Below are 24,400 nucleotides of genomic sequence, written 5' to 3' on the forward strand. Positions count from 1 at the left end.
TTTCCATGCCAATGCAGCAGCAGTGGGAACTTGCCGAGCCGCCAGGGCTCTGCACACCTGCGACAAAATGTAACCGCGACCGGCAGATGTTGGTAATATTCCAACATATTAGCTAGCTAACCATAAGCCCTGCGGTTCCACGTCGGGCACCTGATGAGACCCTGACCATGTCCGCAGACGATTCCGTCCCGGCCCGCCGCGACTTCCTGCGCAAGTCCCTGAGCCTGATTCCCGTGGTCGCCCTGGCGAGCGGTGCCCCCTCGGGCCTGGCCCTCGCCGCGCCCACCCCGGAAAGCAAGCCGGGCAGCAGTCCGCGCGCCGACCACTATCAACCGGTGTTCTTTACCGCCGAGGAATGGGCCTTCGTGCAGGCCGCGGTGGCCCGGCTGATTCCGGAGGACGACCTGGGCCCGGGCGCGCTGGAAGCCGGTGCGCCGGAATTCATCGACCGGCAGATGCAGACCCCCTACGCCCGTGGCGGCCTCTGGTACATGCAGGGCCCCTTCGCCGCCGATGCCGCGCCGGAGATGGGCTACCAGAGTCGCCTGGTACCCCAGGACCTCTATCGCCTGGGCATCGCCGCGGTGGATCGCTGGACCCGCGAGCAGCACGGCAAGGTCTTCGCCGAGCTGGCACCCGCCGCGCAGGACGCGGCCCTCAAGGCGCTGGAAAGCGGTGACGCCAGCCTGGACGGCGTACCGGCCAAGCTGTTCTTCGCCCAGCTGCTGCAAAACACCCGGGAAGGCTTCTATTGCGACCCGCTGCATGGCGGCAACAAGAAACTGGTCGGCTGGAAGCTGGTGAATTTTCCCGGTGCCCGCGCCGACTTCATGGACTGGGTGGAGCGCGACGAGCGCTATCCGCTGCCCCCGGTCTCCATTCGCGGGGAGCGCGGTTGATGGCCAAGGTATTGCCCAGCAAGCAGGTAGTGATCGTCGGCTTCGGCTGGACGGGGGCCATCATGGCCAAGGAACTGACCGAGGCCGGCCTGGACGTGGTGGCCCTGGAACGTGGCAGCTACCGCGACACCTATCCCGATGGCTCCTACCCGCAGGTGATCGACGAACTTACCTACAGCATCCGCAAGAAGCTGTTCGTCGATGTCTCCAAGGAAACCGTCACCATCCGCCACAGCGTCAACGACGTCGCCCTGCCCAACCGCCAGCTCGGTGTCTTCCTGCCTGGCGATGGCGTGGGCGGCGCCGGCCTGCACTGGTCGGGGGTGCATTTCCGCGTCGACCCGGTGGAGTTGCGCCTGCGCAGTCATTATGAAGAGCGCTACGGCAAGAAATTCATCCCCGACGGCATGACCATCCAGGATTTCGGCGTCAGCTACGCCGAGCTGGAGCCCTACTTCGATTTCGCGGAAAAGGTCTTTGGCACCTCGGGCACGGCCTGGAGCATCAAGGGCCAGGTGGTGGGCGACGGCAAGGGTGGCAATCCCTATGCGCCGGATCGCTCCAGCGATTTCCCGCTGCCGGCGCAAAAGAACACCGTCTCGGCGCAGCTGTTCGAGAAGGCCGCGCGGGAGGTGGGCTATCACCCCTACAACCTGCCCTCGGCCAACACCTCGGGGCCCTACACCAACCCCTACGGTTGCCAGATGGGCCCCTGCAACTTCTGCGGCTACTGCAGCGGCTACGTCTGCTACATGTATTCCAAGGCCTCGCCGAATCTCAACATCCTGCCGGCGCTCAAGCAGGAGCCGCGCTTCGAGTTGCGCAGCCAGGCCCATGTGCTCAGGGTCAATCTCGACAGCACCGGCAAGAAGGCCACCGGGGTGACCTATCTGGACGCCCAGGGCCAGGAGCTGGAGCAGCCGGCCGACATCGTCATCCTCGCCGCCTTCCAGTTCAACAACGTGCGCCTCATGCTGCTGTCGGGCATCGGCCAGCCCTATGATCCCAGGACCGGCGAAGGCGTGGTCGGACGCAACTTCGCCTACCAGAACATGGCCACCATCAAGGCCTTTTTTCGCCAGGACCAGCACCACACCAACCCCTTCATCGGCGCCGGTGGCAATGGCGTGGCGGTGGACGACTTCAACGCCGACAACTTCGACCACGGCCCCCACGGCTTCGTCGGCGGCTCGCCCATGTGGGTCAACCAGGCCGGCACCCGGCCCATCGCCGGCGCGGCCAATCCGCCCGGCACGCCCCAGTGGGGCAGTGCCTGGAAAAAGGCCCAGGCCGGCTACTACAACCACCAGCTGTCGATGGACGCCCACGGGGCGCACCAGTCCTATCGCGACAACTACCTGGACCTGGACCCCACCTACCGCGACGCCTATGGGCAGCCGCTGCTGCGCATGACCTTCGACTGGAAGGACAACGACATCCGCATGACGCGCTTCATGGCCGCCAAGATGAAGAAGATCGCCGAGGCCATGAATCCCGAGCACATCAGCGTGTCGGTCAAGGATTTCGGCGGTCACTTCAACACCGCCAGCTACCAGACCACCCACCTGAACGGTGGCGCCATCATGGGCACCGACCCCAAGACCAGCGCGGTCAATCGCTACCTGCAGAGCTGGGACGTGCACAACGTCTTCGTACCGGGCGCCTCGGCCTTTCCCCAGGGCCTGGGCTACAACCCCACCGGCCTGGTGGCGGCCCTGACCTACTGGTCGGCGCGGGCCATCCGCGAGCAGTACCTGAAAAATCCCGGCCCGCTGGTGCAGGCATGAGAGGCGCGCCCATGATCCTTCGTACCCTCGCGACCCTGCTCCTGGGCAGCGGCCTGGCGCTGGCGGCCCAGGCCGCCGAAGACACTGACCCGGCGCTGGTCAAGCAAGGCGAATACCTGGCCCGCGCCGGCGACTGCGTGGCCTGCCACACGGCGCCGGGTGGCCAGCCCTTCGCCGGCGGCCTGCCCATGCAGACGCCCATCGGCACCCTCTATTCCACCAACATCACCCCGGATCGGCAGACCGGCATCGGCGACTACAGCTATGCCGACTTCGACGCTGCCATCCGCCAGGGTATCGCCAAGGAGGGCCATACCCTCTATCCGGCCATGCCCTACCCCTCCTATGCCCGAGTCAGCGAGGGCGACATGCGCGCCCTCTATGCCTACTTCATGCATGGCGTGACGCCGGTCGAGCAGGTCAATCGCGACAGCGACATCCCCTGGCCGCTGTCCATGCGCTGGCCGCTGGCGATCTGGCGCCAGCTGTTCGCGCCCGAGGTGGTGCAATTCCAGCCGGCGCCGGACCAGGATCCGGTGGTGGCCCGCGGCGCCTATCTGGTCGAAGGCCTCGGCCACTGCGGCGCCTGCCACACCCCGCGTGCCTTCACCATGCAGGAGAAGGCGCTCTCCCCCGCCGACGGCAAGGACTTCCTGGCCGGCAGCGCGCCCCTGGAAGGCTGGATCGCCAAGAATCTGCGCGGTGATCACCGCGACGGCCTGGGCAGCTGGAGCGAAGCGCAGCTGGTGCAATTCCTCAAGACCGGGCGCTCCGCCGACAGCGCGGTGTTCGGCGGCATGACCGAGGTGGTGCAGCACAGCCTGCAGTACCTGAGCGACGCCGATTTGCAGTCCATCGCCCGCTACCTCAAGACCCTGCCGGCCAAGGATCCGCACGACGCGCCCTTCCAGGCAGACGGACGGGCCGCCGCGGCGCTCTGGCGCGGCGACGACAGCGCCCGTGGCGCCCAGGTCTATGTGGACAACTGCGCCGCCTGTCACCGCACCGACGGCCAGGGCTACGACCGGGTGTTCCCGGCGCTGGCCGGCAATCCGGTGCTGCGCACCGCCGACGCCAGTTCGCTGATCAACATCGTGCTCAAGGGCGGCACCCTGCCCGGCCTGCACACGGCGCCCTCGATGATCGTCATGCCGCCCTTCGGCTGGCGGCTGAACGATGCCCAGGTGGCCGACGTGGTCAGCTTCATCCGCGCCAGCTGGGGCAACGCCGCCGCCCCGGTCAGCGCCGCCGACGTCGCCAAATGGCGCACCGATGACAACCGCACCACATCCGGTGATGACCTGGGGCAGGCGTTCGGTCACCAGCAACCTGCTCCGTCGCCCGCTGGCGGCGACACCCCGGCAGGGGCGCACTGAGTCCCTGCCAGACTGACGCTCGGTCAGTCTGGCAGCAGCTCGTCGAGTGCCAACGACCATCAAGCCCATCGCCGACCGACGGGCTTGCGCGGTTGGCATCGATCCTGCTAGCTTGATCGGGTTAGTACCAAGCTGACCCCAATCGCTGGACGCCTTTCCGCTCGTTGTAGCAGCGCGAAATCAGCGTCATCCGGATCGACTGATCCCTCGATTGCTCAGGATCTGCCGCCGCGGCCTCTGAATCTCGTGCCCGGCCGGTTGCCTGCCTTCCCAAGTACTTACCTGCATGCCTGGGCGTTTCGCCCACACGCTGCCTTCCTCCAGCCAGAGATTCAGCCGTCGGCCGTCATGGGTACGAGGTTGCTGGAGTTATTTCACCGCGCCGACTGAGCGTGGATCCCAAGGATAGTCATATGAACATTCAAAACCAGGCCATCGCGGCCATGCAACATCTCCAGGCGGCCTTTGCGCCGTTCCACTGCATCACCACCCCGGCTTCGCGCAAGGGCGGCTTCAGCTTCACCGTGGTCGACGAGCGCGGCGTGGCCTGTCGCAGCGAGCGTCTCTACCCCGAGCAGTACAGCGCTGCCGACGGACTGGAGCGCGTCATCGCCCGTACCCGCCGCGCCCTGGCCGCCTGAGACGCGCTACGAGTGCCGGACGCATCACGGATTCCGTGATGCCCATGCCGGCCGCCTCCATCTGCGGTATGTTTGGCACAGCTTCGCGTAGGCGTGAGCCAAACAATGAATCCCAAGATGGAGGTCGCATGTCGCAAGTCGTATTCATCCGCCATGGCCAGTCGGCGTGGAACCTGGAAAACCGCTTCAGTGGCTGGGCGGATGTGGATCTGACCGAACAGGGGATCCGCGAGGCCCACGAGGGCGGTCAGGCACTCAAGGACGCCGGCTTCCTCTTCGACGTGGCCCACGTCTCGGTGCTCAAGCGCGCCGTGCGCACCCTATGGCACGTGCAGGAAGGCATGGACCAGATGTGGTTGCCAGTGGTGAGCGACTGGCGCCTCAACGAGCGTCACTATGGCGGCCTGACCGGACTGAACAAATCCGAGACCGCCGCCAAGTACGGCGAGGAACAGGTGCTGGTCTGGCGCCGCAGTTACGACGTGCCGCCGCCCGAGCAGAGCGTCGAGGAGCAGCAGGCGCTGGCCGCCGATCCGCGCTATGCCGGTCTGTCGCTGGATCAGGTACCGCGCACCGAATGTCTCAAGGATTGCGTCGAACGCGTCCTGCCCTACTGGAACGAAGTCCTGGCGCCGGCCATTCGCAGCGGCCAGCGCGTGCTGGTGGTCGCCCATGGCAACTCCATGCGCGCCCTGATCAAGTACCTGGACAACATCTCCGACAGCGACATCGTCAGCCTCAACATCCCCAACGGCGTGCCGCTGGTATACGAGTTCGACGAAGACCTGAAGCCTACCAAGCACTACTACCTGGCCGACCCGGACGAGGTCGCCGCCAAGATGGCCGCGGTGGCCAATCAGGGCAAGGCGAAGTAAGGCGTTTCATCGCGGCCATGGCGGTCCGCCGATGCGGCCGCTCCTACGGTTACCTAGGAGTCTGTAGGAGCGGCCCATGGCCGCGATTTTCTTAGCGAGAAAACCGGATCGTTTTCAAGACGAGACCTGTAGCGTGGAAAACCGCTTAGCGTTTTCCACAACCAAGGTCGTGGGTGAACGGTGGATAAGGCTGCGCCGTTATCCACCCTACCTCACGCCTGGCCGTTCGGGCGCCCTACAACGCGCGCCTCGCCCAGCACGCCCTCTTCTTCCGCCTGGGCCGCCTGGATTTCCTCGTCACCTTCCACCCCGCCATCGCCCGGGGTCTTCTCGCCCTTTTCCTTGCCGTCGTCGCTGTGGTGCTCGATCACCGCATTGATCTCCGCGCCGAACAGCAGCACCGCGGACGACAGATAGAAGTACAGCAACAGCACGATGATGGCGCCGATGCTGCCGTAGGTGGCGTTGTAGTTGGCGAAGTTCTGCACGTAGTAGCCAAAGCCCAGGGACGCCAGGATCCAGACCACCACCGCCAGTACCGAGCCGGGGGTGATGAAGCGGAAGTCCTGCTTCACGTCCGGGGTGACGTAGTAGAGCGCCGCCACGGCGATCATCAGCAGGGCCACCGCCAGCGGCCAGCGGATCAGTGCCCAGAGGGTCACCATGTAGTCTTCCAGCCCCACGTAGGCAGCCAGCCAGTTCATCACCTGGGGCCCCAGCACCATGAGCGCGGCGGCGCTGAGCAGGATTCCGGCGAGGCCGATGGTATGCAGCACCGACAGCGGAATGCGCTTCCAGGCCGGACGGCTTTCCACCACGTCATAGGCGCTGTTCATGGCGGTCATCAGCGAGCGGAAGCCACCGGAGGCGGACCAGAGCGCGACGATGATACTGAAGGACAGCAGCCCGCCCTTCTGTGTCTGCAACTGGTCGATGATGGGATTGACGGTGTCCAGCGCCGTGACCGGCAGCAGATAGGCGGCCTGTTCGCGGAGGAAGGTAAAGAAGTCCGGCAGATGCAGGAAGCCGATCAGGGCGATCAGGAACAGCAGGAAGGGAAACAGCGAGAACAGCATCTGGTAGGCCAGCGCTGCGGCATAGGTGGGCATGTCGTCGGCCACGAATTCCTGGACGGCACGCTTGATGAGGGTGAACGGCGAAACGCCGCGCAGGCTGAAGGCAAACAAGGACATAACGGCTCCTGACGAACGTTCCTCACGAAGGATTCCTGGGGCCGGCCTGCACGGCCTGCGCCCGGCGGCTTTGCAGGTCCGCCCTACCTTCAGAGTGGCAGCGGCCGGGTTGGTTGCGCCCTGACGTCAGAAGCCGGACCCCGAGGCATCCCGGCAGGCAGCGACTTCGGCGGCGGTAGGCGTGCGGATTTCCTCTATCCCGCGGCTTTCGTCGAAATCGATGTAGCCGGCGGCGGCGAATTCGCGCAGCCAGCCATCCATGGGCCAGAGTCCCCAGCGCGCCTGGAAGCGCCGGGCGTTCTCCAGGATGCTGGCGAAATGGTTGAGCGGTGGGTGATAGGTCGGATGGTACTGGTGGAAGGCCCGCGCCTCGGCCTGGTAGACCGGCACCCCCGCCGCGCGGGCGCGAAAGGCGAAGTCGGTGTCCTCGCCGCCATAGCCGCGATAACCCTCATCGAAGCCGCCGATGCGGCCGAAGGTGGCGCGGGTACAGGCGAAGTTGAGCGACCAGAACAGCGGGTGGGGAATCGCCTCGCCAGGCGGACGATCCCGGTGCAGGGGATGGACGACGCCGCTGGCGCGCAGCTCTTCCGGCGTCCAGTCACCTTCCGCGACGCCCGCCGGCAGGTAGTGGACGAAGCCCTGGTGCAGGGCTTCGGGGTGGGCCATTAGCGCCTCCTGGTAGGCGTCGAGCAATTCCGGCGCAGGAATGCAGTCCACGTCGAGAAACACCAGCTCCTCGCCTGGCGCGGCGACTACGGCAGCATTGCGCGCAGCGGCCAGGGGCAAGATGCCGTCGCCCTCGACTCCGTGCACCTGGATCGGAAAGCGTGGGCTGTGCCAGGCGCGCGGTGCCTCGTTCATCTGCACCACCACCAGGGCCGCAGGCGGGGTCGGCGCCCGCTCCAGGCCGCGGATGAGATTGGCCAGTTGCCGCTCGCGGCCATGGACCAGGGTCAGGACGATCATGCCAGCACCTCGTGGGCGACCTGTCGAATACAGGCAGCGGCGCGCCGGGCGCCCTCGCCATCGCTTACCGCCGCCCAGCGCTCGGGATCGAGTTCGCGCGCCCTGGCCAGCAGCCCCGGCCAGTCCTCGTCGACGGGCCAGCTTTCACAGGTGATCGCCAGGTCCTGGGCGGCCAGCAGGCGCCCGGTGGACAGTTGCTCGTCGAAGGGCCGGGCATCCGGCAGGCAGAGGAAGCGGCAGCGCAGGTCGGCCAGTTCCGCCACCAGGCTGTCACCCGCCGAGCCGACCACCAGCTCGGCGCGGGTCAGCCAGGGTGCGGGATCGGCCACGCTGCCCAGAAAAGTCAGATTGGCCGGTGCCTCGGTGGCGTCGTCCAGCACCGGACCCAGCACCGTCCAGTGCCAGGCGGGACAGGCGCGGGCTGCCGCCACCAGGCGCGCGCGGCTGAAGGCGGTGCCGCCATGGCCGGCGATGACGGTGACCGTGTCGGGCTCGCGCCCCCAATCGGGGTCTTGCCCGGCATAGCGCGACAGGCTGCCGGCATAGCAGGTCTTGGCCCGCCAGGCGGCCGGGGTATCAGGCTCTTCCAGGCAGTCCGGATAGGGTGCCAGCAGGCGAGTGGCACTGGCGTAGGCCAGTTCGTGGGCGGCATCGAAGCGACTGCCGCGCTGGCGCAGATAGATCGTCGGCACGCCGCACAACCGGGCCAGTAGCGCCACCTCCACCGAGACGTCGACCACCAGCAGGCAGGGCCAGGCGCGGCGAAACCAGTCCACCAGCAGACCCATGCGCTCGCGCAGCCCTGCCACCCCCAGCGGCGCATAGTGCAGGCAGGCGAAGGCTTCGCCTTCGACGCCCGCGGCCACGTCGGGCGGCAGCGGGCAGAGCTGGACGTTGGGCAGCGCCACCCGTTCGGGCAGGCGACTGCCGAACAGGGTCAGGGGACCGTCGAAGGCCGCGGCGATGGCCAGGGCGCGGGTCACGTGGCCGGCGCCGTGATGGTGGGCGTAGTAGCCGACGTTCAGCTCAGTCACGGGCGGTCTAGCCACGGGCAGTCTAGCCACGGGCGACTCGGCCAGCAGCGACATCGGCGAGCAGGCGCTCGTAGCGGTCGATCATCAGCTGGTGGCTCCACTGAGCCTCGGCCCGCGCCCGGCAGGCCTCGCGGGACAGCGACAGGGCTTCGCGCAGGGCCGCCGCCAGCGCCGGCACGTCGCCTGGCGGGGCCAGGGCGCCGGTCTCGGCGGTGAGCAGTTCCGGCAGGGCGCCGCGAGCAAAGGCGGCGACCGGTGTGCCACAGGCCAGGGCCTCGGCGACGATCAGGCCGAAGGGTTCGTCCCAGCAGGGCGTGACCAGACAGGCACGGGCCTGGGCGACCTCGGCCGCCAGGGCGGTACGGTCCAGGTGACCGAGGTAGACGGCTCCGTCCCCCAGGCGGGGTTCGATCTCCTGGCGGAAATAGCGCTCGTCGGTGGCCTGGCCGGCTAGGCGCAGGGCCACACCGGCCTCGCGTGCGGCATCCAGCGCCAGGTGCGGCCCCTTGTCCGGCACCAGGCGGCCGAACCAGAGGGCATGGTCGCCGATCGGCGTCTCGCGCGGGCGCCAGGCGTCGAGGTCGATGCCGTTGGGGATCACGTGGCAGGCCGGCGCGAGGTGCGCCCAGTTGTCGGCATTGGCCTGGGACACCGTGCAGTAGTGGCCGCCGCCGCGCTTGTGCAATTCGCCGAGGGCGTTGATCAATTCGAAGAATGGCGGGGTGTGCAACACCGTGAGCATGGGGGTGCGGATCAGCCCGGACATGGTCACCGGCACATAGTGCAGGGCGTTGTTGAAGATGACGTCGAAGCCGTAGCCATCGATGCGCTGCATGCAGTCCAGATAGCCGTGGTGCTCGTCGAGGTATTCGGAGCTGAGCACGTTGCGCTTGCGCCGGCAGCCGTCCGCGCCGTAGTTGCCGTCGTCGAGGATGGGCACCACCTCCAGCTCCGGCGCCGAGGCCGAACTGGCGAACAGCGTCACCGCATGGCCACGCTCGCGCAGCTGCAGGGTGATGTCGTAGGTGAAGGCTTCGAGACCGCCGGCGAACGGCTGGCGTACCGGGTGTTTCACGTGGGTAAGAATGCCTATGCGCATGGAACCGTCCGCCTGCTGTTGCCTGTCATCCCACCGTCCTTATCGCGAGCCGCTGGTTGATAGGAGTCTCAGCGACGGGAATTGGTTGTGCGCTTCGTCGTGAAAGCCGCACGGCGGGCAAACCGCGGAACCCTGCCGGGGGTCAGCCTTCCTGGACCCGTATTCCCAGCAGACGACGGAGGTTTCCATGCGTTATGAACTGCACTACTGGCCCAGCATCCAGGGCCGCGGCGAATTCGTCCGCCTGGCGCTCGAAGAAGCCGGCGCACCCTATCTCGATGTCGGCAACGCCCCGGAAGGCGAAGGCCTGGGCGTACCCGCTCTGGAAGACTATCTGCAAGGCAGGAAGACCCGCCGCCCGCCCTTCGCCCCGCCCTTTCTCAAGGCCGGCGACGAGGTCGTCTCCCATGTCGCCAACATCCTCCAGTTCCTCGGGCCGCGCCTGGACCTGGTACCGGCCGACGAGGAAGCCCGCTTCTGGGTGCACGGTCTGCAGCTGACCATCACCGACCTCACCGCCGAGGCCCATGACGTCCATCATCCGGTGGCCATCTCCCTGACCTACGAAGAGCAGCAGGATGAAGCCCGGCGCCGCGCCAAGGCCTTTGCCGGCGAACGGATCCGTACCTACCTGAGCTATTTCGAGCGGGTGCTGGGCTACAACCCGGCGGGTGACCATTGGCTGGTGGGCGACCAGCGCTCCTATGTCGACCTGTCGCTGTTCCAGGTGGTGGCCGGCCTGACCTATGCCTTCCCCAACGCCATGCGCCGCCTGGCACCGGAGATCCCGCGGGTGCTGGCCCTGGCCGAGCGAGTGGCCGCGCGACCCAACATCGCCGCCTACCTGGCCTCGCCCCGCCGTCTGCCGTTCAGCGAGAACGGCATCTTCCGTCACTATCCGGAGCTGGATCCGGCCTGACGGGCAAAAGAAAAGGCCGCCCGGGGGCGGCCTTTTCGTCACGACTGGACTCAGGCGCGGTCGATGGTGTTCTTGACCGCTTCCTTGCCCTTGCCGACGTTCTTCTGCAGCTTGCCTTCGGCTTCCTGGGCACGACCCTCGCCTTTCATGCGCGAGTTGTCGGTGGCTTCGCCGATACCTTGCTTGACCTTGCCGGCCACTTCTTTGGCGGTACCCTTGATCTTGTCGCTGGTGCTGCTCATATCAGTCTCCTTGGGATCGCACAGGCAGTGCGCTTGTAAAATCCGACTGCGGCTCTAGCCGGGTGGTTTCGACCATTCGTCGCACAGCGCAGCGGCAAGCCGCGCCAGGAAGCTTTGGGCAGCGGCGCTGGAAGCCTTTAGACTTCCCGCCCTTTTTCGTGAGCGACCGCCCAGGCGCCACCCCTCGCGGGAACGTTGCGCAGGGGCCGTCTCTCCAATTGCCACACCCTACACAGGAGAATCCTGATGTCGCTGAGCCAATTCGACAACCTGCCGGGCGTGACCGCCCAGCCCGACGCCGCCACCCGCGAGTTCGTCTTCAACCACACCATGCTGCGGGTCAAGAACCTCGAGACCTCGCTGGACTTCTATACCCGCGTGCTGGGTTTCACCGTCGTCGATCACAAGGACTTCCCGGACGCCAAGTTCAGCCTGACCTTTCTCGCCCTGGTCGATCGCAACCAGGTACCGGAAGAGCCGGAGGCCCGCCAGCGCTGGCGCAAGTCGACCCCGGGCATCCTCGAGCTGACCCATAACCACGGTACCGAGAACGACGCCGAATTCAGCTACCACAACGGCAACAGCGATCCGCGCGGCTTCGGCCACACCTGCGTGGCGGTCCCGGACATCCGCGCCGCCTGCGAGCGGTTCGAGCAACTGGGCGTCGCCTTCCAGAAGCGCCTGACCGATGGCAGCATGAAGGAAATCGCCTTCATCAAGGATCCCGACGGCTACTGGGTCGAAGTCATCCAGTTCACCCCCCTGTCCTGATCCCCGCGGGCCCGGCGTCCGCCGGGCCCCGTCCTGCTGAAGACATCCGACGACTTTTCAGCGCTTAACTGATACCGACCGGCTCCAGGCCATCGACGCCTGCCCGGGCCTTTGGCGTACTGCTGGCGAAAAGCCTTACCAAAGTCGTATTGCGCACCCCAGCCAGCGACGTCGCCAGAGAGCCCACCATGAAAAAAACAACAAGAATCCGTACCGGGATGTACAGCGTCCTCAGCCTGTTCGTCGCCTGCCTGCTGCTCGCCTGCCTGTACGGCTGGATCAGCGCCCGGACCAGTGCCCAACAGATCCGCGACCTGGATAGCCTGACGATGGAGCAGCTGGACCGGGTCAACAACGCCGCCACCTGGATCAGTCGCGCCAGCGCCAACTCCCATACCGCCATGCTCGACCGCGTCAACGGCGATGCGGCCAAGGCCGAGAAAGGCGTGAAGCTGGCCCTGGAGCGGCTGGACATCGCCCGCAAGCTGATCACCGACATGCAGGCCAACGTCAGCGATCCCAAGTTGAGCGGCCAGATCGAAGCCATGCTCAAGGCCTTCGACGCCTACAAGGCCATCGTCGAAGGGCAGATCGCCGCCTGCCGCGCCGGCGACCTGCCTGGCTACATCCGGATCAGCGACGGTGCCAAAGGGGCCAGTACGGCCTTCGCCGACACCCGCCAGGCCTTTACCGACGAGATCACCAGCCGTATCGACGCCACGCTGGCCGCCTCCGACAGCCGCGTGTCCCAGGCCCAGGTCGGCAGCCTGCTGCTGGTCGGCCTGACCCTGCTGCTCGCGGTGCTCTCCGGCTGGTTCATCGCCCGCCGCGTGCTGGCCCCGCTCAACGAAGCCGGCGAGCACTTCGCCGCCATGAGCGAAGGCGATCTGACCCGCCGCATCGAGGTGCGCAGCCATGACGAGATCGGCCAGCTGTTCGCCGGTCTCGCCACCCTGCAGAGTCGCCAGCGCGACACCCTGGCCCAGCTCAATCGCACCGCCGAACGACTTGACGGCGCCGCCCAGGAACTGGGTCAGGTCACCGCCCAGAGCAATCGCACCCTCAATCAGCAGCAACAGGAACTGGAACAGGCCGTGACCGCGGTGACCGAGATGACCGCCGCCGTGGAAGAGGTGGCGCGCAATGCCGCGTCCACCTCGGATACCGCTCGCGAATCCGATCGCCTGGCCGCCGGCAGTCGCGGCCAGGTGGCCCAGGTGCTCAGCGAATTGCAGAGCATGCAGACCACGGTCAAGGAAAGCGAAACCGTCATCGCCAGCCTGGCGCAGCAGGCCAACCAGATCGGCAAGGTGCTGGACGTGATCCGCGCCGTCTCCGAGCAGACCAACCTGCTGGCGCTCAACGCGGCCATCGAAGCCGCCCGCGCCGGCGATGCCGGTCGTGGCTTCGCCGTGGTGGCCGACGAGGTGCGCAGCCTGGCGCAGCGTACCCGCCAGTCGACCCTGGAGATCGAGCAGATGATCGGCAACATCCAGACCGGCACCGGTCAGGCGGTGACCGCCATCCAGCGCAGCAATACCCTGGCCGGTACCACCCTGGAAACCACCGAGCGCACCGGCCAGAGCCTGGAGCACATCTTTGTCGCCATCGGCGACATCAACGAGCGCAACCTGGTCATCGCCAGCGCCGCTGAGGAACAGGCCCAGGTGGCGCGCGAGGTGGATCGCAACCTGATCAACATCCGCGAGCTGGCGGGCGTGTCCAAGCGCGGCGCCGACCAGATCGAGACCTCCAGTCGCCAACTCGCCGCGCTGACCCACGAGATCCACGGCCTGGCCGCACGCTTCCGCGTCTGACCCGGCACGCCCCTCCCCCGGATACAGGCGCCCCGGGGGGAGGGGCGGCTTTACCCATCTTTACGTTTTCTTGGCATGACGTTGCTGCCGGGACAGGCGAAAATTGGCTCCGGGCGCCAGGCGTGGCGCCGGTTTTCGCTACGGAGCTGCCTGACGTCATGACGACCTGCCCTACCCCGCGCGGCCCGCGCCTGCGCTGCCTGCTGCTGTCCTTTCTCGCCTCGCCCCTGGGCCTGCTGGTGCTGCTGACCGGCGTGCTGCAACTGCTCGGCCCCGGCTAGGGCCGCAGCGTCCGCTCACCGAAGCGAACGGACGCCACGGGATCACAGGCGGAAGCGCGCTACCAGGCCATTGAGGTCCACGGCCAGGCGCGACAGCTCGGCGCTGGCGGCGCTGGACTGCTCGGCGCCCGCGGCGGTCTGGACCGACAACTCGCGGATGTTGACCAGGTTGCGATCCACTTCGCGAGCCACCTGGGCCTGCTCTTCCGCCGCGCTGGCGATGACCAGATTGCGTTCGTTGATGCCGCCGATGGCGCCATGGATGCGCTCCAGGGCATGGCCGGCGCCGCGGGCCACTTCCAGGGTGGACTGGGCACGCTCGGTGCTGCTGCGCATGGCCGCCACCGCCTGATCGGTGCCCTGCTGGATGGTGCCGATGGAGGTCTCGATCTCGCGGGTCGACTCCTGGGTGCGATGGGCCAGGGCGCGCACCTCGTCGGCCACCACGGCGAAGCCGCGACCGGCCTCACCGGCGCGCGCCGCCTCGATGGCGGCATTGAGCGCCAGCAGATTGGTCTGCTCGGCCACGCTGCGGATCACGTCCAGCACCTTGCCGATGTCGTTGACCTGGACCGCCAGATCGCCCACCAGGGTGGCACCGTGCTGGACGTCTTCGCTCATGGTGGCGATGGCACCCACGGTTTCCTGCACCAGATCGCGGCCATCACGGGCCACGCCGGCGGATTCCTGGGACGCCTGGGAGGTGTTGACGGCGTTGCGCGCCACCTCGTCCACGGCCGACGACATCTGGTTCACCGCGGTGGCGGCCTGTTCGATCTCGGCGTTCTGGCGTTGCAGGCCGCGACTGGATTCATCGGTCACGGCATTGAGTTCTTCCGCCGCCGAGGCGAGCTGGGTGGCCGAACCCAGGATGCCCTGCAGGGTATGGCGCAGCTGGCCCTGCATGGTCTTCATGGCCTGCAGCAGGCGCGCGGCTTCGTCGCGGCCTTCGCTGTGGATTTCCTGACTGAGGTCACCGGTGGCGATCACCTCGGCGGCCTGCACGGCGCGGGCGATGGGCTGGGTGATGCTGCGGATCAGCAGCCAGGCGAAGACCACGGTCAGCAGCGCGGTGGCCGCCAGCAGCAGCACCAGCCACTGGATGGCGTGGCTGTAGTCGGCAGCGGACTGCTCGTTGGCCGCAGCGGTCTGCTGGTCGACCAGGTCGGTGAGTTGCTTGAGCACGCCGTTGACCGCATCGGAGTTGGCCAGCAGGTCTTCGTTGAGCAGGCGGCGCAGGGGCTCCAGCTGATCGGCGGCGGAAAACGCCAGCATGCGCTGCTGCAGACCGTCGTACTGGGTGATCAGCTGGCCGTAGCGGCTGTAGGCGGTGCGTTCTTCATCGGACTGGATCAGCGCCTCGTAGCGCTGCTGGGCGGCGCGCATCTGGCCGTTGCGCTGCTGGAACAGCGCCTGGGTCTTGGCGTTGATCTCCGGCTCGCGATTGAGCAGCAGCCGATAGGAGAGCACCCGCAGGCGCAGGGTCAGGGCGGTCAGCTCGTCGAGCGCGGCCACCCGCGGCATGGCACGGTCTTCGATGGCCAGGCCCGAGGCGCGGATGTCGTTCATCTTGACCAGGGCGGTGCCGCCGAGCAGCAGCAGGAGCAGACCGATAAAGGCGAAGCCGAGCGTGGCACGCCGCGCGATGGAGAGATTGCGAAAGGACATGGGGAGTTTCCGTTGAGCCTGGAAAGCCCCCGCTATCGACCGCAGGTTGCAAATCCTGAGGTCCGTTGTCGGACCGGATTTTTGGGCGACTATCGAGCAAAGCCAGCAAACCCTTGTCCTATAGGGCATTGGACCTATTGAAAGCCTGGCGAAAGCTCTAGGCTGCGGCACTGTGCCGCAGATCACAGGCCGGACGCAAAGTGGGCGAAAGACGCTCGATGTCTGCCAGCGGCATTGCGTTCACATTTTTGCACATCTCTCGCAAGCCACTGATCGCCAAGGAAAACTCTTCGGCTATCGCGATTCACGTTTTCTTCACGGGGAAAAGCGCGATTCGGCGCCTATATTCCGGCTTCGTGCCGATAAAAGGGCTAAAAGCACTGATCGTGCAGCGATAATGGCGGGATGATCTCAGTATAAGTTTGAAATATCTTCTGCGTTGTCTGTCACGAGCTATTGTTTCAGCGTGGATTAAGGTTGTGGTCACCAGACTGAGTGACCGGGTGCCAGGACGCTGCCCGACGACGCGATGGACCGCCAGACAATGAAGCCACCGGAGCTCGAGAGAGTCGGGGCGTATCGAGGCGATGCCAGGGGGCGTCTAGCCACTAACCAGCGCTTGCCGCTGCCATTGCGTACTTGAGAAGAGGTCAGAAACAGATGAGCGACAATACGGATACCTTCGGCGCACCCGACGAGGCCCTCCTGCAACTGGTCGATGGTTTCAAGCGTTTCCGCCAGGATGTCTTTCCCGAACAGGAAGCGCTGTTCAAGAAGCTCGCCAGTGCGCAGTCGCCCAAGGCCATGTTCATCACCTGCGCCGACTCGCGCATCGTCCCGGAACTCATCACCCAGAGTTCGCCGGGCGATCTGTTCGTGACCCGTAACGTCGGCAACGTGGTGCCCCCCTACGGCCAGATGAACGGTGGCGTCTCCACCGCCATCGAATACGCGGTCGTGGCCCTCGGCGTGAAGCACATCATCATCTGCGGCCACTCCGACTGCGGCGCCATGAAGGCGGTGCTCAATCCCGATCCGCTGGAAAAGATGCCGACGGTAAAGGTCTGGCTGCGCCACGCCGAGGTCGCCCGTACCGTGGTCGAGGACCATGGCCATTGCGACTGCGGCCACGGCGGCACCCTGGGCTTTTTGACCGAGGAAAACGTGGTGGCCCAGCTGGTCCACCTGCGCACCCACCCCTCGGTGGCCTCGCGCCTGGCCAGCGGTCAGCTGCAGATCCATGGCTGGGTCTATTCCATCGAGACCAGCGAGATCAAGGCGTACGACGCCCAGCAGGAGCGCTTCCTGCCGCTGGATGGCGAGAACATGCCGGTCGCCACCCCGCGTCCGCGCCTGCAGCAGGCCTGATCCACGGTGGCCATCCGGTTCGCCGGATGGCCATTGCAAGACGGGTCAGCCGATCCGTCGCCATAACAGCGCACCGCGCCGGGCGATCCCCATTTGGGGCTCCATCGGGACCGTCCACCCTTTCCGCTAGCCGCCTGAATCCCGAACCGTGTCATACGACGTGATATGACGCGCGGGCACCCCTTTACCTAGTCGCTGGAGGACCAGGACCATGCTTGGCAATCAACAGACCCCGGGGCGCAGCCTGTCGCGCGATGCCCTGGCCTCACTCGTGGTGTTTCTGGTCGCCCTGCCGCTGTGCATGGGGATCGCCATCGCCTCCGGCATGCCGCCGGCCAAGGGCATCATCACCGGCATCATCGGTGGCCTGGTGGTCGGCTTTCTCGCCGGCTCGCCGCTGCAGGTCAGCGGTCCGGCCGCCGGCCTGGTGGTGCTGGTGTTCGACCTGATCAACCGCCACGGCATCGAGGCGCTGGGCCCGGTGCTGCTGCTGGCCGGCCTGCTGCAGCTCATCGCCGGCTTCACCCGCCTGGGCGCCTGGTTCCGCGTCACCTCGCCCGCCGTCGTCTACGGCATGCTCGCCGGCATCGGCATCCTCATCGTGCTCTCGCAGCTGCACGTGATGCTGGATGCCAAGCCGGCGGCCTCGGGCCTGTCCAACCTGCTGGCCTTCCCCGGCGCCGCCCTCACCGCGGCAAGCCAGTGGAACGGCAGTGGCAGCGGCGCCCAGGCGGCGCTGATCGGTCTGCTGACCATCGCCAGCATGTGGCTGTGGGAGAAATTCCGCCCGCAGACCCTGCGCTTCCTGCCCGGCGCCCTGATCGGCGTGACCCTGGCGACCCTGGCCAGTCTCTGGCTGGCGCTGGACATCCGCCGCGTGGAAGTGCCCAACAACCTGGCCGACGCCATCGACTGGGTGACCTTTGCCGACCTGGGCATGCTGGCCAACACCGAACTGGTGGTGGCCGCCCTCGCCCTGGCCTTCATCGCCAGCGCCGAGACCCTGCTCTCGGCCGCCGCGGTGGACCGCATGCACACCGGACCGCGCTCGCACTTCGACCGCGAGCTGGGCGCCCAGGGTGTCGGCAACCTGCTCTGCGGTGCCGTTGGCGCCCTGCCCATGACCGGGGTCATCGTGCGCAGCTCGGCCAATGTCCAGGCCGGCGCCACCAGTCGCGCCTCCACCATCTTCCACGGCCTCTGGCTGCTGGCTTTCGTCGCCGCCCTGCCCTTCGTGCTCAAGCTGGTGCCGGTGGCGAGCCTGGCCGGCGTGCTGGTGTTCACCGGCGTCAAGCTGGCCGATCCCAAGTCGCTGACCGGGCTCAAGCGCTATGGCCGGACACCCATGATCATCTATGCCCTGACCGCCCTGATGATCGTCGCCACCGATCTGCTGACCGGGGTGCTGGTGGGCTTCGGCCTGTCCATCGCCTTCCTGGCGGTCAAGGCGGCGCAACTCAAGGTCAGCCTGACCTATCGCGAAGACCAGCCGGACCAGGCCGACCTGCGCCTGGTGGGCGCCGCGACCTTCCTGCGCGTGCCCCAGCTGACCAAGGTGCTGGAACAGGTCAAGCCCGGCACCACCCTGCACGTGCCCCTGGAGCGCGTCTCCTATATCGATCACGCCTGCATGGAGCTGCTCGAGGACTGGGGGCGCACCCAGGCCAGCAATGGCATGCGCCTGGTGATCGAGCCCAAGGCCCTGGAGCGCCGCCTGGAAGGCCAGGCGCCGGCGGGTCAACCGGTCATGCCGGCCCAGGCACCGGCCTGATCCGGAGGGTGGAGCGGCCAGCGGCCGCTTCACCCCCTTCCCTCACCTCAGCGGCGCTGCCGGATCAGAAGTCCGCAGCGCCGTCGCTGATCGCGATACCGGCTTGCCAGAGCCCCTCATCGTCGCTCCGCCCCCTTTCTCCCCGGCCATAAAGTGGACAGAATGTCCACATAGATGGCCAAAATTGGTCGATAAATGTCCAAGTCGGCATCAGTCATCCTACCAACGGCTAATAGTCTGCTAATTAACTTTCGCTCTTCTCGGCTTTGCCTTATAACGCTATCTGGTTCGACTTTTGTCGCACCAACGATCTTTGTGTCGGGCCACCCTCTATCTCGGGGGTAATCGCTTTGCCAGGAAAGCCATGCGACGCCCACACGGCTAAAAATGACTCCAAGAGAGGTAGGTATGCGCAAGCCTGAATTGGCGACTGTGATCGCTGAAAAAGTCGGACTTCCAAAGGAACAAGCCAACGTCGTGCTCAACACGCTGCTGGACGAGATCGCGAATGCGCTGCACCGCAAGGACAGCGTTACCCTGGTCGGCTTCGGTACCTTCCTGCCGCGTCACCGCGGTGCCCGCATGGGGAAGAATCCCCAGACCGGCGAGCCGGTCAAGATTCGTGCGAGCAACACGGTGGCGTTCAAGCCGGGCAAGGCGCTGAAGGACAGCATCGAAGGCTGAGCATGAAGCGGCACGGATCGCCGCTGCAGCCAAAAGGCATCGCCCGTGCGATGCCTTTTTTGTGTCCGCGCAGAAGACGCGGAGCGGGGTGATCAGCCGATGGCGATCATCTCGAAGTCGCCCTTGCCCACGCCGCAGTCCGGGCACAGCCAATCCTCGGGCACATCCTCCCAGCGCGTTCCCGGCGCGATGCCGTCGTCCGGCCAGCCCAGGGCTTCGTCATAGATATAGCCGCACACGATGCATTGCCATTTCCGCATGTTCTGTTATCTCCCAACCGGCTTCAGGTAGCGCGCACGCTACGCGAAAGCCCGGCAAAGGCCAACCGTGCCGGAACCCCGGCGGACGCCCAGGGCTCCATAGGCTGCGCGTGGCAGCTACCCGTCTTCCACCCCGATCAGCTAGGCTGAGTCCATGAATTCCTCGCCATCGCCCATGCCCTGGGCCATCTATTTCGCCGTGCTGGGCAGTGTCATCAGCGTGGGCCTGGCCAGCGGCCTGTCGATGCCGCTGGTCTCGCTGCGTCTGGAAGGCTGGGGCTATGGCAGCTTCGCCATCGGCGTCATGGCCGCCTCGCCAGCCCTCGGCATCCTCACCGGCGCCAGTCTGGCCGGACGCCTGGCCGCGCGCATCGGCACGCCGCGGCTGATGCGACTGTGCCTGATCAGTGGCGCCGCCTCTCTCATCGTTCTCTCGCTGCTGCCCAGCTACCCCTTGTGGCTGCTCCTGCGCCTGGCCCTGGGCGCCATCCTCACCCTGGTCTTCGTGCTTGGCGAAAGCTGGATGAACCAGGTCATCACCAATCGTTGGCGCGGCCGCCTGGTGGCCCTCTATGGCAGCAGCTACGCCTTGAGCCAGCTGGCCGGTCCGCTGCTGCTGGGGGTGCTGGGCACCGAGGGCGACCAGGGCTTCTGGCTCGGCGCCCTGCTCATGCTCGGCGGCGCTGCCCTGCTGCTCGGCCGCCAGGGCGCGCCGGCCGCCGGCGGCCACACTGCGGCCTGGCGAGCGCTGCTGGACTTCTGCCGCGGTGCTCCAGCCATCGCCTGGGCGGTGGCGCTGTTCGCCTGCTTCGAGGCGATGATCCTCACCCTGCTGCCGGTCTATGCGCTCAACCAGGGCTTCGGCCAGCAACTGGCGCTGTACATGGTCAGCGCCGTGGTGGTGGGCGATGCCCTGCTGCAACTGCCCCTGGGCCTGCTCGCCGATCGCCTCTCGCGCCAGGGCCTGTTCCTTGGCTGCGCCCTGGGACTGCTGGCGGTCAGTCTGGCCCTGCCGCTGCTGCTGCACACTGCAGGCGTCTGGCCGCTGCTGGTGCTGTTCGGCGCCACCGCCGGCGGTCTCTTTACCCTGGCCCTGATCCTGGTAGGCGAGCGCTATCGCGACGCCGAACTGGTCAGCGCCAACGCCTGCATCGCCCAGCTCTGGGGCGTCGGCTGCCTGGTCGGCCCGCTGGTCACCGGCGCTGCCAGCCAGTGGCTCACCGGCCACGCCCTGCCGCTGCTGATGGCGGCCGGTGCTGCGGTATTGCTGGTGATCGTCGGCCGCAGGGGCAGCGCGCCGACCATGCAAACGGCAATTTAATACCCAATATCGCGCTATATAAGCTTGTTTCAGGCACTATATTGCCGATAATACGTATAGCACCCATAATTATCGGCAGTATATTGCCGGAGGTCTGCCGTGAGTACGCTCGTGGTTCAAGCCTATCTGAGCGGGCATTGGCACGATGCCCTGCGCCTGGTTTTCGATGACCCTGGGCAAGGCCCCCAACAAGGCGCCTGCACCCTCAGCTATCTGGCCGCCTACCTGAGCGATCATCTCGACGATTTCGGCAAGCCGACGGCTGCAGCCGTGAGCGCCAACCTGCCTTTGAGTTGGGAGGTCGAGCGCCTGCCCCATTGGCCAGCGTTTCTCCAGGACATTCTCCCGGCTGGCGCCGCTCGCCGCTTTCTGCTGCCTCGCCTCGGGCTGACCGCAGCGGAAGCTGCGCAGACCGACTTTCAATTGTTATCGCGCTGCACGCCAGCGCCCATCGGCCATCTGCGAATTCGTGAGTCGCTGGACGGGCTGGCGCAGACACCCTCCGTGGGCTTTACCCGTGAACAGGTCATCGCTCGCGATCAGGACTTTTTGGAGTATGCCTATGAGCAAGGTGCCGCCATCGGCGGTGCAACCGGGGCAGGTGGCGATGCACCCAAGCTACTGCTGGCCGAAGATGCTCAGGGCTTGCTCCATCCAGATGCCACCCTAACCGATGACTTGGCCTGTCGACACTGGCTGGTGAAGTTTCCGCGCAACAAAGGCAACGCCACGGACCAGGACATCCTGCGTAGCGAGCACGGCTACTATCGGGCCTTGAATACCCTTGGGCTGGAGACCGTCGCTGAAAACGGACTCGCCCTGGAAGAGGGTCGCCGACCCAGTCTCTGGCTGCCACGCTTCGACCGCTGCACCGGCCCGCAACACGTAGAGCGTCTGGCCGTTGAATCCCTCTATTCGCTGACTCACACCCTGGTGCCCGGCAGCTATCTGAATCATCTCGACGCCATCGGCGCCCTGATCAGGGTTTGGCGCGCAGCGGGTCAGGAACGCGAAATTCCGGCGCTGCTGGACGACTACCTGCGCCGTGATCTGCTCAATCAGCTGCTGGGCAACAGTGACAACCACGGCCGCAATACCGCCATTCTGCGGAATGAGCATCGCGTGCGCCTGGCGCCTCTCTACGACCTTGCCCCCATGGTCATGGATGAGCAGGGCATTACCCGAACCAGCAAATGGCCAGCGCCCGTCGAGCAGGCGGGCGCTGTCGATTGGTACGCGACCTGTCTGCTGCTGGCCGAGTGGGACGATCCCGAACGGCTGTGGGAAGCACTCAAGCAGAACGCCGAGCAGCTCCGCGCCCTGCCGGACCTGTTGCAGCCGATGCTGCCCCGGGCCACCTGGGAACATCCGCGGATTCCGTTACGGCGTCTGGATAGCTATTTGCGCGAGGCAGGGCTGCTATGAACCTCGATGATCCGGAACTGCGGCAACACAAGCTGGATGATATCCGTGAAGGATTACAGACTGGGCGCCTGAGTCTGGGCACCGGTGTCCGGCGTCTGCGTCGCGACATAACCGGCCTGACCCAGGCTGACTTCGCACGCATGGCCCGTATCTCGCTGCGTACCTTGCGACAATTGGAGCAGGATGAAGGCAATCCCACCCTGGCGACGCTGCAAGCGGTCTTTCGACCCTTCGGCCTGGGAATGGGCGTCGTCCCCCTGAAACGCCATTGAGCCCTACGAAAAACGCCGGCACGGGGCCGGCGTCTCTTGTCTCGGGCAGCGCTTAGAACGCCGGCACCACGGCGCCCTTGTACTTCTCTTCGATGAATTGCTTCACCGCCGGGGTGTTCAGCGCCTTGGCCAGCTTCTGCACGGCATCGCTGTCCTTGTTGTCCGGACGGGCGACCAGGATGTTGGCGTAGGGCGATTCCTTGCCTTCCAGCAGCAGGGCGTCCTGGGTCGGGTTGAGCTTGGCTTCCAGGGCGTAGTTGGTGTTGATCAGCGCCAGGTCGACCTGATTCAGCACGCGTGGCAGGGTCGCGGCTTCCAGCTCCTTGAACTTGAGCTTCTTAGGATTCTCGGCGATGTCCTTGGGCGTGGCGAGGATGTTGGCGCTGTCCTTGAGCTTGATCAGCCCGGCCTTTTCCAGCAGCAGCAGGGCACGGCCGCCATTGGTGGCGTCGCTGGGGATGGCCACGACGGCGCCTTCGCGGACTTCGTCGAGCTTCTTGATCTTTTGCGAGTAGATGCCGAAGGGCTCGACATGCACCTGGGCGACGGTCACCAGGTCGGTACCGCGGCTCTTGTTGAATTCATCCAGGTAGGGCTGGTGCTGGAAGAAATTGGCGTCCAGACGCTTCTGGGCCACCTGCAGGTTGGGCTGCACGTAGTCGGTGAAGACCTTGATCTGCAGGTCCACCCCTTCCTTGGCCAGCTGGGGTTTGACGAATTCGAGGATCTCGGCGTGGGGCACCGGGGTGGCGGCGACGCTGAGGGTCTCGGCGGCGTGGGCGGCCAGGCTGGCGGCCAGCAGGGCGGCGGTGGCGAGCAATTTCTTCATGGCAGTTTCCTAGAACGGGGTGGAACCGTCGACGCCTCTGCGAGCGTCGACGGCGATGGAGCCGAGGCTCAGAACGCGGGAACGACGGCGCCCTGGTACTTCTTCTCGATGAATTGCTTCACCTCGGGGGTGGTCAGGGCCTTGGCCAGCTTCTGGATGGCCGGGTCGTTGGCCTTGTCGGCACGGGTGTAGAGCAGGTTGGCGTAGGGCGACTCGCCGCTCTCGATGAAGATGGCGTCCTTGGTCGGCACCAGCTTGGCTTCCAGGGCGTAGTTGGCGTTGATCAGCGCCAGGTCGACCTGGTTCAGCACGCGCGGCAGGGTCGCGGCTTCCAGCTCCTTGAACTTCAGGTGCTTGGGATTCTCGACGATGTCACGCGGGGTGGCGGTGACGTTGCTCGGATCCTTGAGGGTGATCAGGCCCTGCTTGGCGATCAGCAGCAGCGCGCGACCGGAGTTGCTCGGGTCGTTGGGGATGGCCACGGTGGCGCCGTCCTTGAGCTCCTTGATGTCCTTGATCTTCTGCGAATAGGCACCGAAGGGCTCGACGTGCACCGCCACCACCGGCACCTGGTCGCTGCTCGGGTTGCTCTTCTTGTAGCTGGCGTAATAGGGCTTGGTCTGGAAGTAGTTGGCATCCACCTGCTTCTGATCGGTCTGGCGATCGGGCTGGATGTAGTCGGTGAAGACCTTGATCTTGAGGTCCACACCTTCCTTGGCCAGCTGCGGCTTGATGAATTCCAGAATCTCCGCATGGGGAACCGGATTGACCGCGACGGTCAGGGTCTCGGCGGCCTGGGCGGCGGTGGCGACACCCAGGCCGAAGGCCAGGGACAGCAGGGTACGTTTCAGCGACATCTGGATTTTCCTTGTGCAAAACCTTCGAGTGGATGAAGCCTG

24 protein-coding genes and 1 pseudogene are annotated in these 24,400 nt (G+C 66.0%); 15 read left to right on the top strand and 10 right to left on the bottom strand.

The features are described from left to right. Positions 1 to 167: 167 nt before the first annotated feature. From PSEK12I1_RS0100655 to gpmA, 5 genes are all read left to right on the top strand, one after another. Positions 168 to 899 carry a gluconate 2-dehydrogenase subunit 3 family protein gene (locus PSEK12I1_RS0100655; protein ID WP_027600368.1) on the top strand — a complete coding sequence of 244 codons (732 nt, stop codon included), beginning with the start codon at positions 168 to 170 and terminating at the stop codon, positions 897 to 899. Then, the gene (locus tag PSEK12I1_RS0100660; RefSeq protein ID WP_027600369.1) at positions 899 to 2,686 is read left to right on the top strand and encodes a GMC family oxidoreductase; all 1,788 of its coding nucleotides are present in this window, start codon (positions 899 to 901) and stop codon (positions 2,684 to 2,686) included. Before PSEK12I1_RS0100655 ends, PSEK12I1_RS0100660 begins: the two co-directional genes overlap by 1 nt. A gap of 11 nt (positions 2,687 to 2,697) precedes the next feature. Beyond that, complete coding sequence (locus PSEK12I1_RS23415) at positions 2,698 to 4,062, top strand: cytochrome c (protein ID WP_028700298.1); 1,365 nt, start codon at positions 2,698 to 2,700, stop codon at positions 4,060 to 4,062. 413 nt (positions 4,063 to 4,475) lie between these two features. Continuing rightward, positions 4,476 to 4,703 (top strand): hypothetical protein, encoded by a 228-nt coding sequence (locus tag PSEK12I1_RS0100670; RefSeq protein WP_027598119.1) that lies wholly within the window; start codon positions 4,476 to 4,478, stop codon positions 4,701 to 4,703. 128 nt (positions 4,704 to 4,831) lie between these two features. Then, positions 4,832 to 5,578 (top strand): 2,3-diphosphoglycerate-dependent phosphoglycerate mutase, encoded by a 747-nt coding sequence (gene gpmA, locus PSEK12I1_RS0100675; RefSeq protein WP_027598118.1) that lies wholly within the window; start codon positions 4,832 to 4,834, stop codon positions 5,576 to 5,578. 212 nt (positions 5,579 to 5,790) lie between these two features. Here gpmA and PSEK12I1_RS23420 read toward each other — a convergent pair whose 3' ends face one another. From PSEK12I1_RS23420 to PSEK12I1_RS0100695, 4 genes are all read right to left on the bottom strand, one after another. Further along, complete coding sequence (locus PSEK12I1_RS23420) at positions 5,791 to 6,771, bottom strand: YihY/virulence factor BrkB family protein (protein ID WP_044341143.1); 981 nt, start codon at positions 6,769 to 6,771, stop codon at positions 5,791 to 5,793. A gap of 126 nt (positions 6,772 to 6,897) precedes the next feature. Further along, the gene (locus PSEK12I1_RS0100685; protein WP_027600370.1) at positions 6,898 to 7,740 is read right to left on the bottom strand and encodes a glycosyltransferase family 2 protein; all 843 of its coding nucleotides are present in this window, start codon (positions 7,738 to 7,740) and stop codon (positions 6,898 to 6,900) included. Further along, positions 7,737 to 8,774, bottom strand: coding sequence for a hypothetical protein (locus tag PSEK12I1_RS0100690; RefSeq protein ID WP_037006639.1), 1,038 nt, complete (start codon positions 8,772 to 8,774; stop codon positions 7,737 to 7,739). Before PSEK12I1_RS0100690 ends, PSEK12I1_RS0100685 begins: the two co-directional genes overlap by 4 nt. 22 nt (positions 8,775 to 8,796) lie before the next feature. Next, a complete protein-coding gene (locus PSEK12I1_RS0100695; RefSeq protein WP_027600372.1) occupies positions 8,797 to 9,873 on the bottom strand; it encodes a glycosyltransferase in 1,077 nt (358 codons plus the stop codon). A 187-nt stretch (positions 9,874 to 10,060) separates the two neighbouring features. On the opposite strand from PSEK12I1_RS0100695, the gene PSEK12I1_RS0100700 reads away from it, so the two are divergent. Beyond that, positions 10,061 to 10,792: a glutathione S-transferase gene (locus PSEK12I1_RS0100700; RefSeq protein WP_027600373.1), complete on the top strand. Its 732-nt coding sequence runs from the start codon at positions 10,061 to 10,063 to the stop codon at positions 10,790 to 10,792. A 50-nt stretch (positions 10,793 to 10,842) separates the two neighbouring features. Here PSEK12I1_RS0100700 and PSEK12I1_RS0100705 read toward each other — a convergent pair whose 3' ends face one another. Next, positions 10,843 to 11,034: a CsbD family protein gene (locus PSEK12I1_RS0100705; protein ID WP_027598113.1), complete on the bottom strand. Its 192-nt coding sequence runs from the start codon at positions 11,032 to 11,034 to the stop codon at positions 10,843 to 10,845. 246 nt (positions 11,035 to 11,280) lie between these two features. On the opposite strand from PSEK12I1_RS0100705, the gene gloA reads away from it, so the two are divergent. From gloA to PSEK12I1_RS24875, 3 genes are all read left to right on the top strand, one after another. Further along, a complete protein-coding gene (gene gloA / locus PSEK12I1_RS0100710; RefSeq protein WP_027598112.1) occupies positions 11,281 to 11,805 on the top strand; it encodes a lactoylglutathione lyase in 525 nt (174 codons plus the stop codon). 188 nt (positions 11,806 to 11,993) lie between these two features. Next, the gene (locus tag PSEK12I1_RS0100715; protein WP_027600374.1) at positions 11,994 to 13,622 is read left to right on the top strand and encodes a methyl-accepting chemotaxis protein; all 1,629 of its coding nucleotides are present in this window, start codon (positions 11,994 to 11,996) and stop codon (positions 13,620 to 13,622) included. Between the two features lie 158 nt (positions 13,623 to 13,780). Continuing rightward, positions 13,781 to 13,903, top strand: a complete 123-nt coding sequence (locus PSEK12I1_RS24875; protein ID WP_255211814.1) for a hypothetical protein — start codon at positions 13,781 to 13,783, stop codon at positions 13,901 to 13,903. 42 nt (positions 13,904 to 13,945) lie between these two features. Here the strand turns inward: PSEK12I1_RS24875 and PSEK12I1_RS25130 are convergent, their stop codons facing one another. Next, a complete protein-coding gene (locus PSEK12I1_RS25130; RefSeq protein ID WP_371099473.1) occupies positions 13,946 to 14,818 on the bottom strand; it encodes a methyl-accepting chemotaxis protein in 873 nt (290 codons plus the stop codon). Beyond that, a pseudogene (locus PSEK12I1_RS25135) lies at positions 14,804 to 15,700 on the bottom strand (MCP four helix bundle domain-containing protein); the annotation flags it as partial. The pseudogene PSEK12I1_RS25135 and the gene PSEK12I1_RS25130, both read right to left, overlap by 15 nt. Before the next feature lie 531 nt (positions 15,701 to 16,231). On the opposite strand from PSEK12I1_RS25135, the gene PSEK12I1_RS0100735 reads away from it, so the two are divergent. From PSEK12I1_RS0100735 to PSEK12I1_RS0100745, 3 genes are all read left to right on the top strand, one after another. Further along, positions 16,232 to 16,939, top strand: coding sequence for a carbonic anhydrase (locus tag PSEK12I1_RS0100735; RefSeq protein WP_007161453.1), 708 nt, complete (start codon positions 16,232 to 16,234; stop codon positions 16,937 to 16,939). Positions 16,940 to 17,150: 211 nt separating this feature from the next. Further along, on the top strand, positions 17,151 to 18,710 hold the full coding sequence (locus PSEK12I1_RS23425) for a SulP family inorganic anion transporter (protein WP_028700297.1): 1,560 nt from the start codon (positions 17,151 to 17,153) through the stop codon (positions 18,708 to 18,710). 408 nt (positions 18,711 to 19,118) lie between these two features. After that, positions 19,119 to 19,394 (top strand): HU family DNA-binding protein, encoded by a 276-nt coding sequence (locus PSEK12I1_RS0100745; protein ID WP_017639309.1) that lies wholly within the window; start codon positions 19,119 to 19,121, stop codon positions 19,392 to 19,394. A gap of 92 nt (positions 19,395 to 19,486) precedes the next feature. Here PSEK12I1_RS0100745 and PSEK12I1_RS0100750 read toward each other — a convergent pair whose 3' ends face one another. After that, positions 19,487 to 19,654 carry a rubredoxin gene (locus PSEK12I1_RS0100750; protein WP_007161456.1) on the bottom strand — a complete coding sequence of 56 codons (168 nt, stop codon included), beginning with the start codon at positions 19,652 to 19,654 and terminating at the stop codon, positions 19,487 to 19,489. Positions 19,655 to 19,829: 175 nt separating this feature from the next. Between PSEK12I1_RS0100750 and PSEK12I1_RS0100755 the strand changes: the two genes are divergently transcribed. From PSEK12I1_RS0100755 to PSEK12I1_RS0100765, 3 genes are all read left to right on the top strand, one after another. Continuing rightward, complete coding sequence (locus PSEK12I1_RS0100755; protein ID WP_027600377.1) at positions 19,830 to 20,975, top strand: MFS transporter; 1,146 nt, start codon at positions 19,830 to 19,832, stop codon at positions 20,973 to 20,975. A gap of 99 nt (positions 20,976 to 21,074) precedes the next feature. Further along, on the top strand, positions 21,075 to 22,400 hold the full coding sequence (locus tag PSEK12I1_RS0100760) for a type II toxin-antitoxin system HipA family toxin (protein ID WP_027600378.1): 1,326 nt from the start codon (positions 21,075 to 21,077) through the stop codon (positions 22,398 to 22,400). Then, a complete protein-coding gene (locus tag PSEK12I1_RS0100765) occupies positions 22,397 to 22,672 on the top strand; it encodes a helix-turn-helix domain-containing protein (RefSeq protein ID WP_042135209.1) in 276 nt (91 codons plus the stop codon). Before PSEK12I1_RS0100760 ends, PSEK12I1_RS0100765 begins: the two co-directional genes overlap by 4 nt. 52 nt (positions 22,673 to 22,724) lie before the next feature. Here PSEK12I1_RS0100765 and PSEK12I1_RS0100770 read toward each other — a convergent pair whose 3' ends face one another. Together PSEK12I1_RS0100770 and PSEK12I1_RS0100775 are read right to left on the bottom strand one after the other, a co-directional pair. Next, on the bottom strand, positions 22,725 to 23,501 hold the full coding sequence (locus tag PSEK12I1_RS0100770; RefSeq protein WP_027598104.1) for a MetQ/NlpA family ABC transporter substrate-binding protein: 777 nt from the start codon (positions 23,499 to 23,501) through the stop codon (positions 22,725 to 22,727). A gap of 68 nt (positions 23,502 to 23,569) precedes the next feature. Then, a complete protein-coding gene (locus tag PSEK12I1_RS0100775; protein WP_027598103.1) occupies positions 23,570 to 24,352 on the bottom strand; it encodes a MetQ/NlpA family ABC transporter substrate-binding protein in 783 nt (260 codons plus the stop codon). Positions 24,353 to 24,400 lie beyond the last annotated feature (48 nt).

Source organism: Pseudomonas sp. MOIL14HWK12:I1, from assembly GCF_000510705.1.
GTDB lineage: Bacteria > Pseudomonadota > Gammaproteobacteria > Pseudomonadales > Pseudomonadaceae > Chryseomonas > Chryseomonas oryzihabitans.

Bases quoted from the DNA above. Each gene is read 5' to 3' on its own strand.
- PSEK12I1_RS0100655 (WP_027600368.1), top strand. From the start codon at position 168: ATGTCCGCAGACGATTCCGTCCCGGCCCGCCGCGACTTCCTGCGCAAG.
- PSEK12I1_RS0100660 (WP_027600369.1), top strand. From the start codon at position 899: ATGGCCAAGGTATTGCCCAGCAAGCAGGTAGTGATCGTCGGCTTCGGC.
- PSEK12I1_RS23415 (WP_028700298.1), top strand. From the start codon at position 2,698: ATGATCCTTCGTACCCTCGCGACCCTGCTCCTGGGCAGCGGCCTGGCG.
- PSEK12I1_RS0100670 (WP_027598119.1), top strand. From the start codon at position 4,476: ATGAACATTCAAAACCAGGCCATCGCGGCCATGCAACATCTCCAGGCG.
- gpmA (WP_027598118.1), top strand. From the start codon at position 4,832: ATGTCGCAAGTCGTATTCATCCGCCATGGCCAGTCGGCGTGGAACCTG.
- PSEK12I1_RS23420 (WP_044341143.1), bottom strand. From the start codon at position 6,771: ATGTCCTTGTTTGCCTTCAGCCTGCGCGGCGTTTCGCCGTTCACCCTC.
- PSEK12I1_RS0100685 (WP_027600370.1), bottom strand. From the start codon at position 7,740: ATGATCGTCCTGACCCTGGTCCATGGCCGCGAGCGGCAACTGGCCAAT.
- PSEK12I1_RS0100695 (WP_027600372.1), bottom strand. From the start codon at position 9,873: ATGCGCATAGGCATTCTTACCCACGTGAAACACCCGGTACGCCAGCCG.
- PSEK12I1_RS0100700 (WP_027600373.1), top strand. From the start codon at position 10,061: ATGCGTTATGAACTGCACTACTGGCCCAGCATCCAGGGCCGCGGCGAA.
- PSEK12I1_RS0100705 (WP_027598113.1), bottom strand. From the start codon at position 11,034: ATGAGCAGCACCAGCGACAAGATCAAGGGTACCGCCAAAGAAGTGGCC.
- gloA (WP_027598112.1), top strand. From the start codon at position 11,281: ATGTCGCTGAGCCAATTCGACAACCTGCCGGGCGTGACCGCCCAGCCC.
- PSEK12I1_RS0100715 (WP_027600374.1), top strand. From the start codon at position 11,994: ATGAAAAAAACAACAAGAATCCGTACCGGGATGTACAGCGTCCTCAGC.
- PSEK12I1_RS24875 (WP_255211814.1), top strand. From the start codon at position 13,781: ATGACGACCTGCCCTACCCCGCGCGGCCCGCGCCTGCGCTGCCTGCTG.
- PSEK12I1_RS25130 (WP_371099473.1), bottom strand. From the start codon at position 14,818: ATGAAGACCATGCAGGGCCAGCTGCGCCATACCCTGCAGGGCATCCTG.
- PSEK12I1_RS0100735 (WP_007161453.1), top strand. From the start codon at position 16,232: ATGAGCGACAATACGGATACCTTCGGCGCACCCGACGAGGCCCTCCTG.
- PSEK12I1_RS23425 (WP_028700297.1), top strand. From the start codon at position 17,151: ATGCTTGGCAATCAACAGACCCCGGGGCGCAGCCTGTCGCGCGATGCC.
- PSEK12I1_RS0100745 (WP_017639309.1), top strand. From the start codon at position 19,119: ATGCGCAAGCCTGAATTGGCGACTGTGATCGCTGAAAAAGTCGGACTT.
- PSEK12I1_RS0100750 (WP_007161456.1), bottom strand. From the start codon at position 19,654: ATGCGGAAATGGCAATGCATCGTGTGCGGCTATATCTATGACGAAGCC.
- PSEK12I1_RS0100755 (WP_027600377.1), top strand. From the start codon at position 19,830: ATGCCCTGGGCCATCTATTTCGCCGTGCTGGGCAGTGTCATCAGCGTG.
- PSEK12I1_RS0100765 (WP_042135209.1), top strand. From the start codon at position 22,397: ATGAACCTCGATGATCCGGAACTGCGGCAACACAAGCTGGATGATATC.
- PSEK12I1_RS0100770 (WP_027598104.1), bottom strand. From the start codon at position 23,501: ATGAAGAAATTGCTCGCCACCGCCGCCCTGCTGGCCGCCAGCCTGGCC.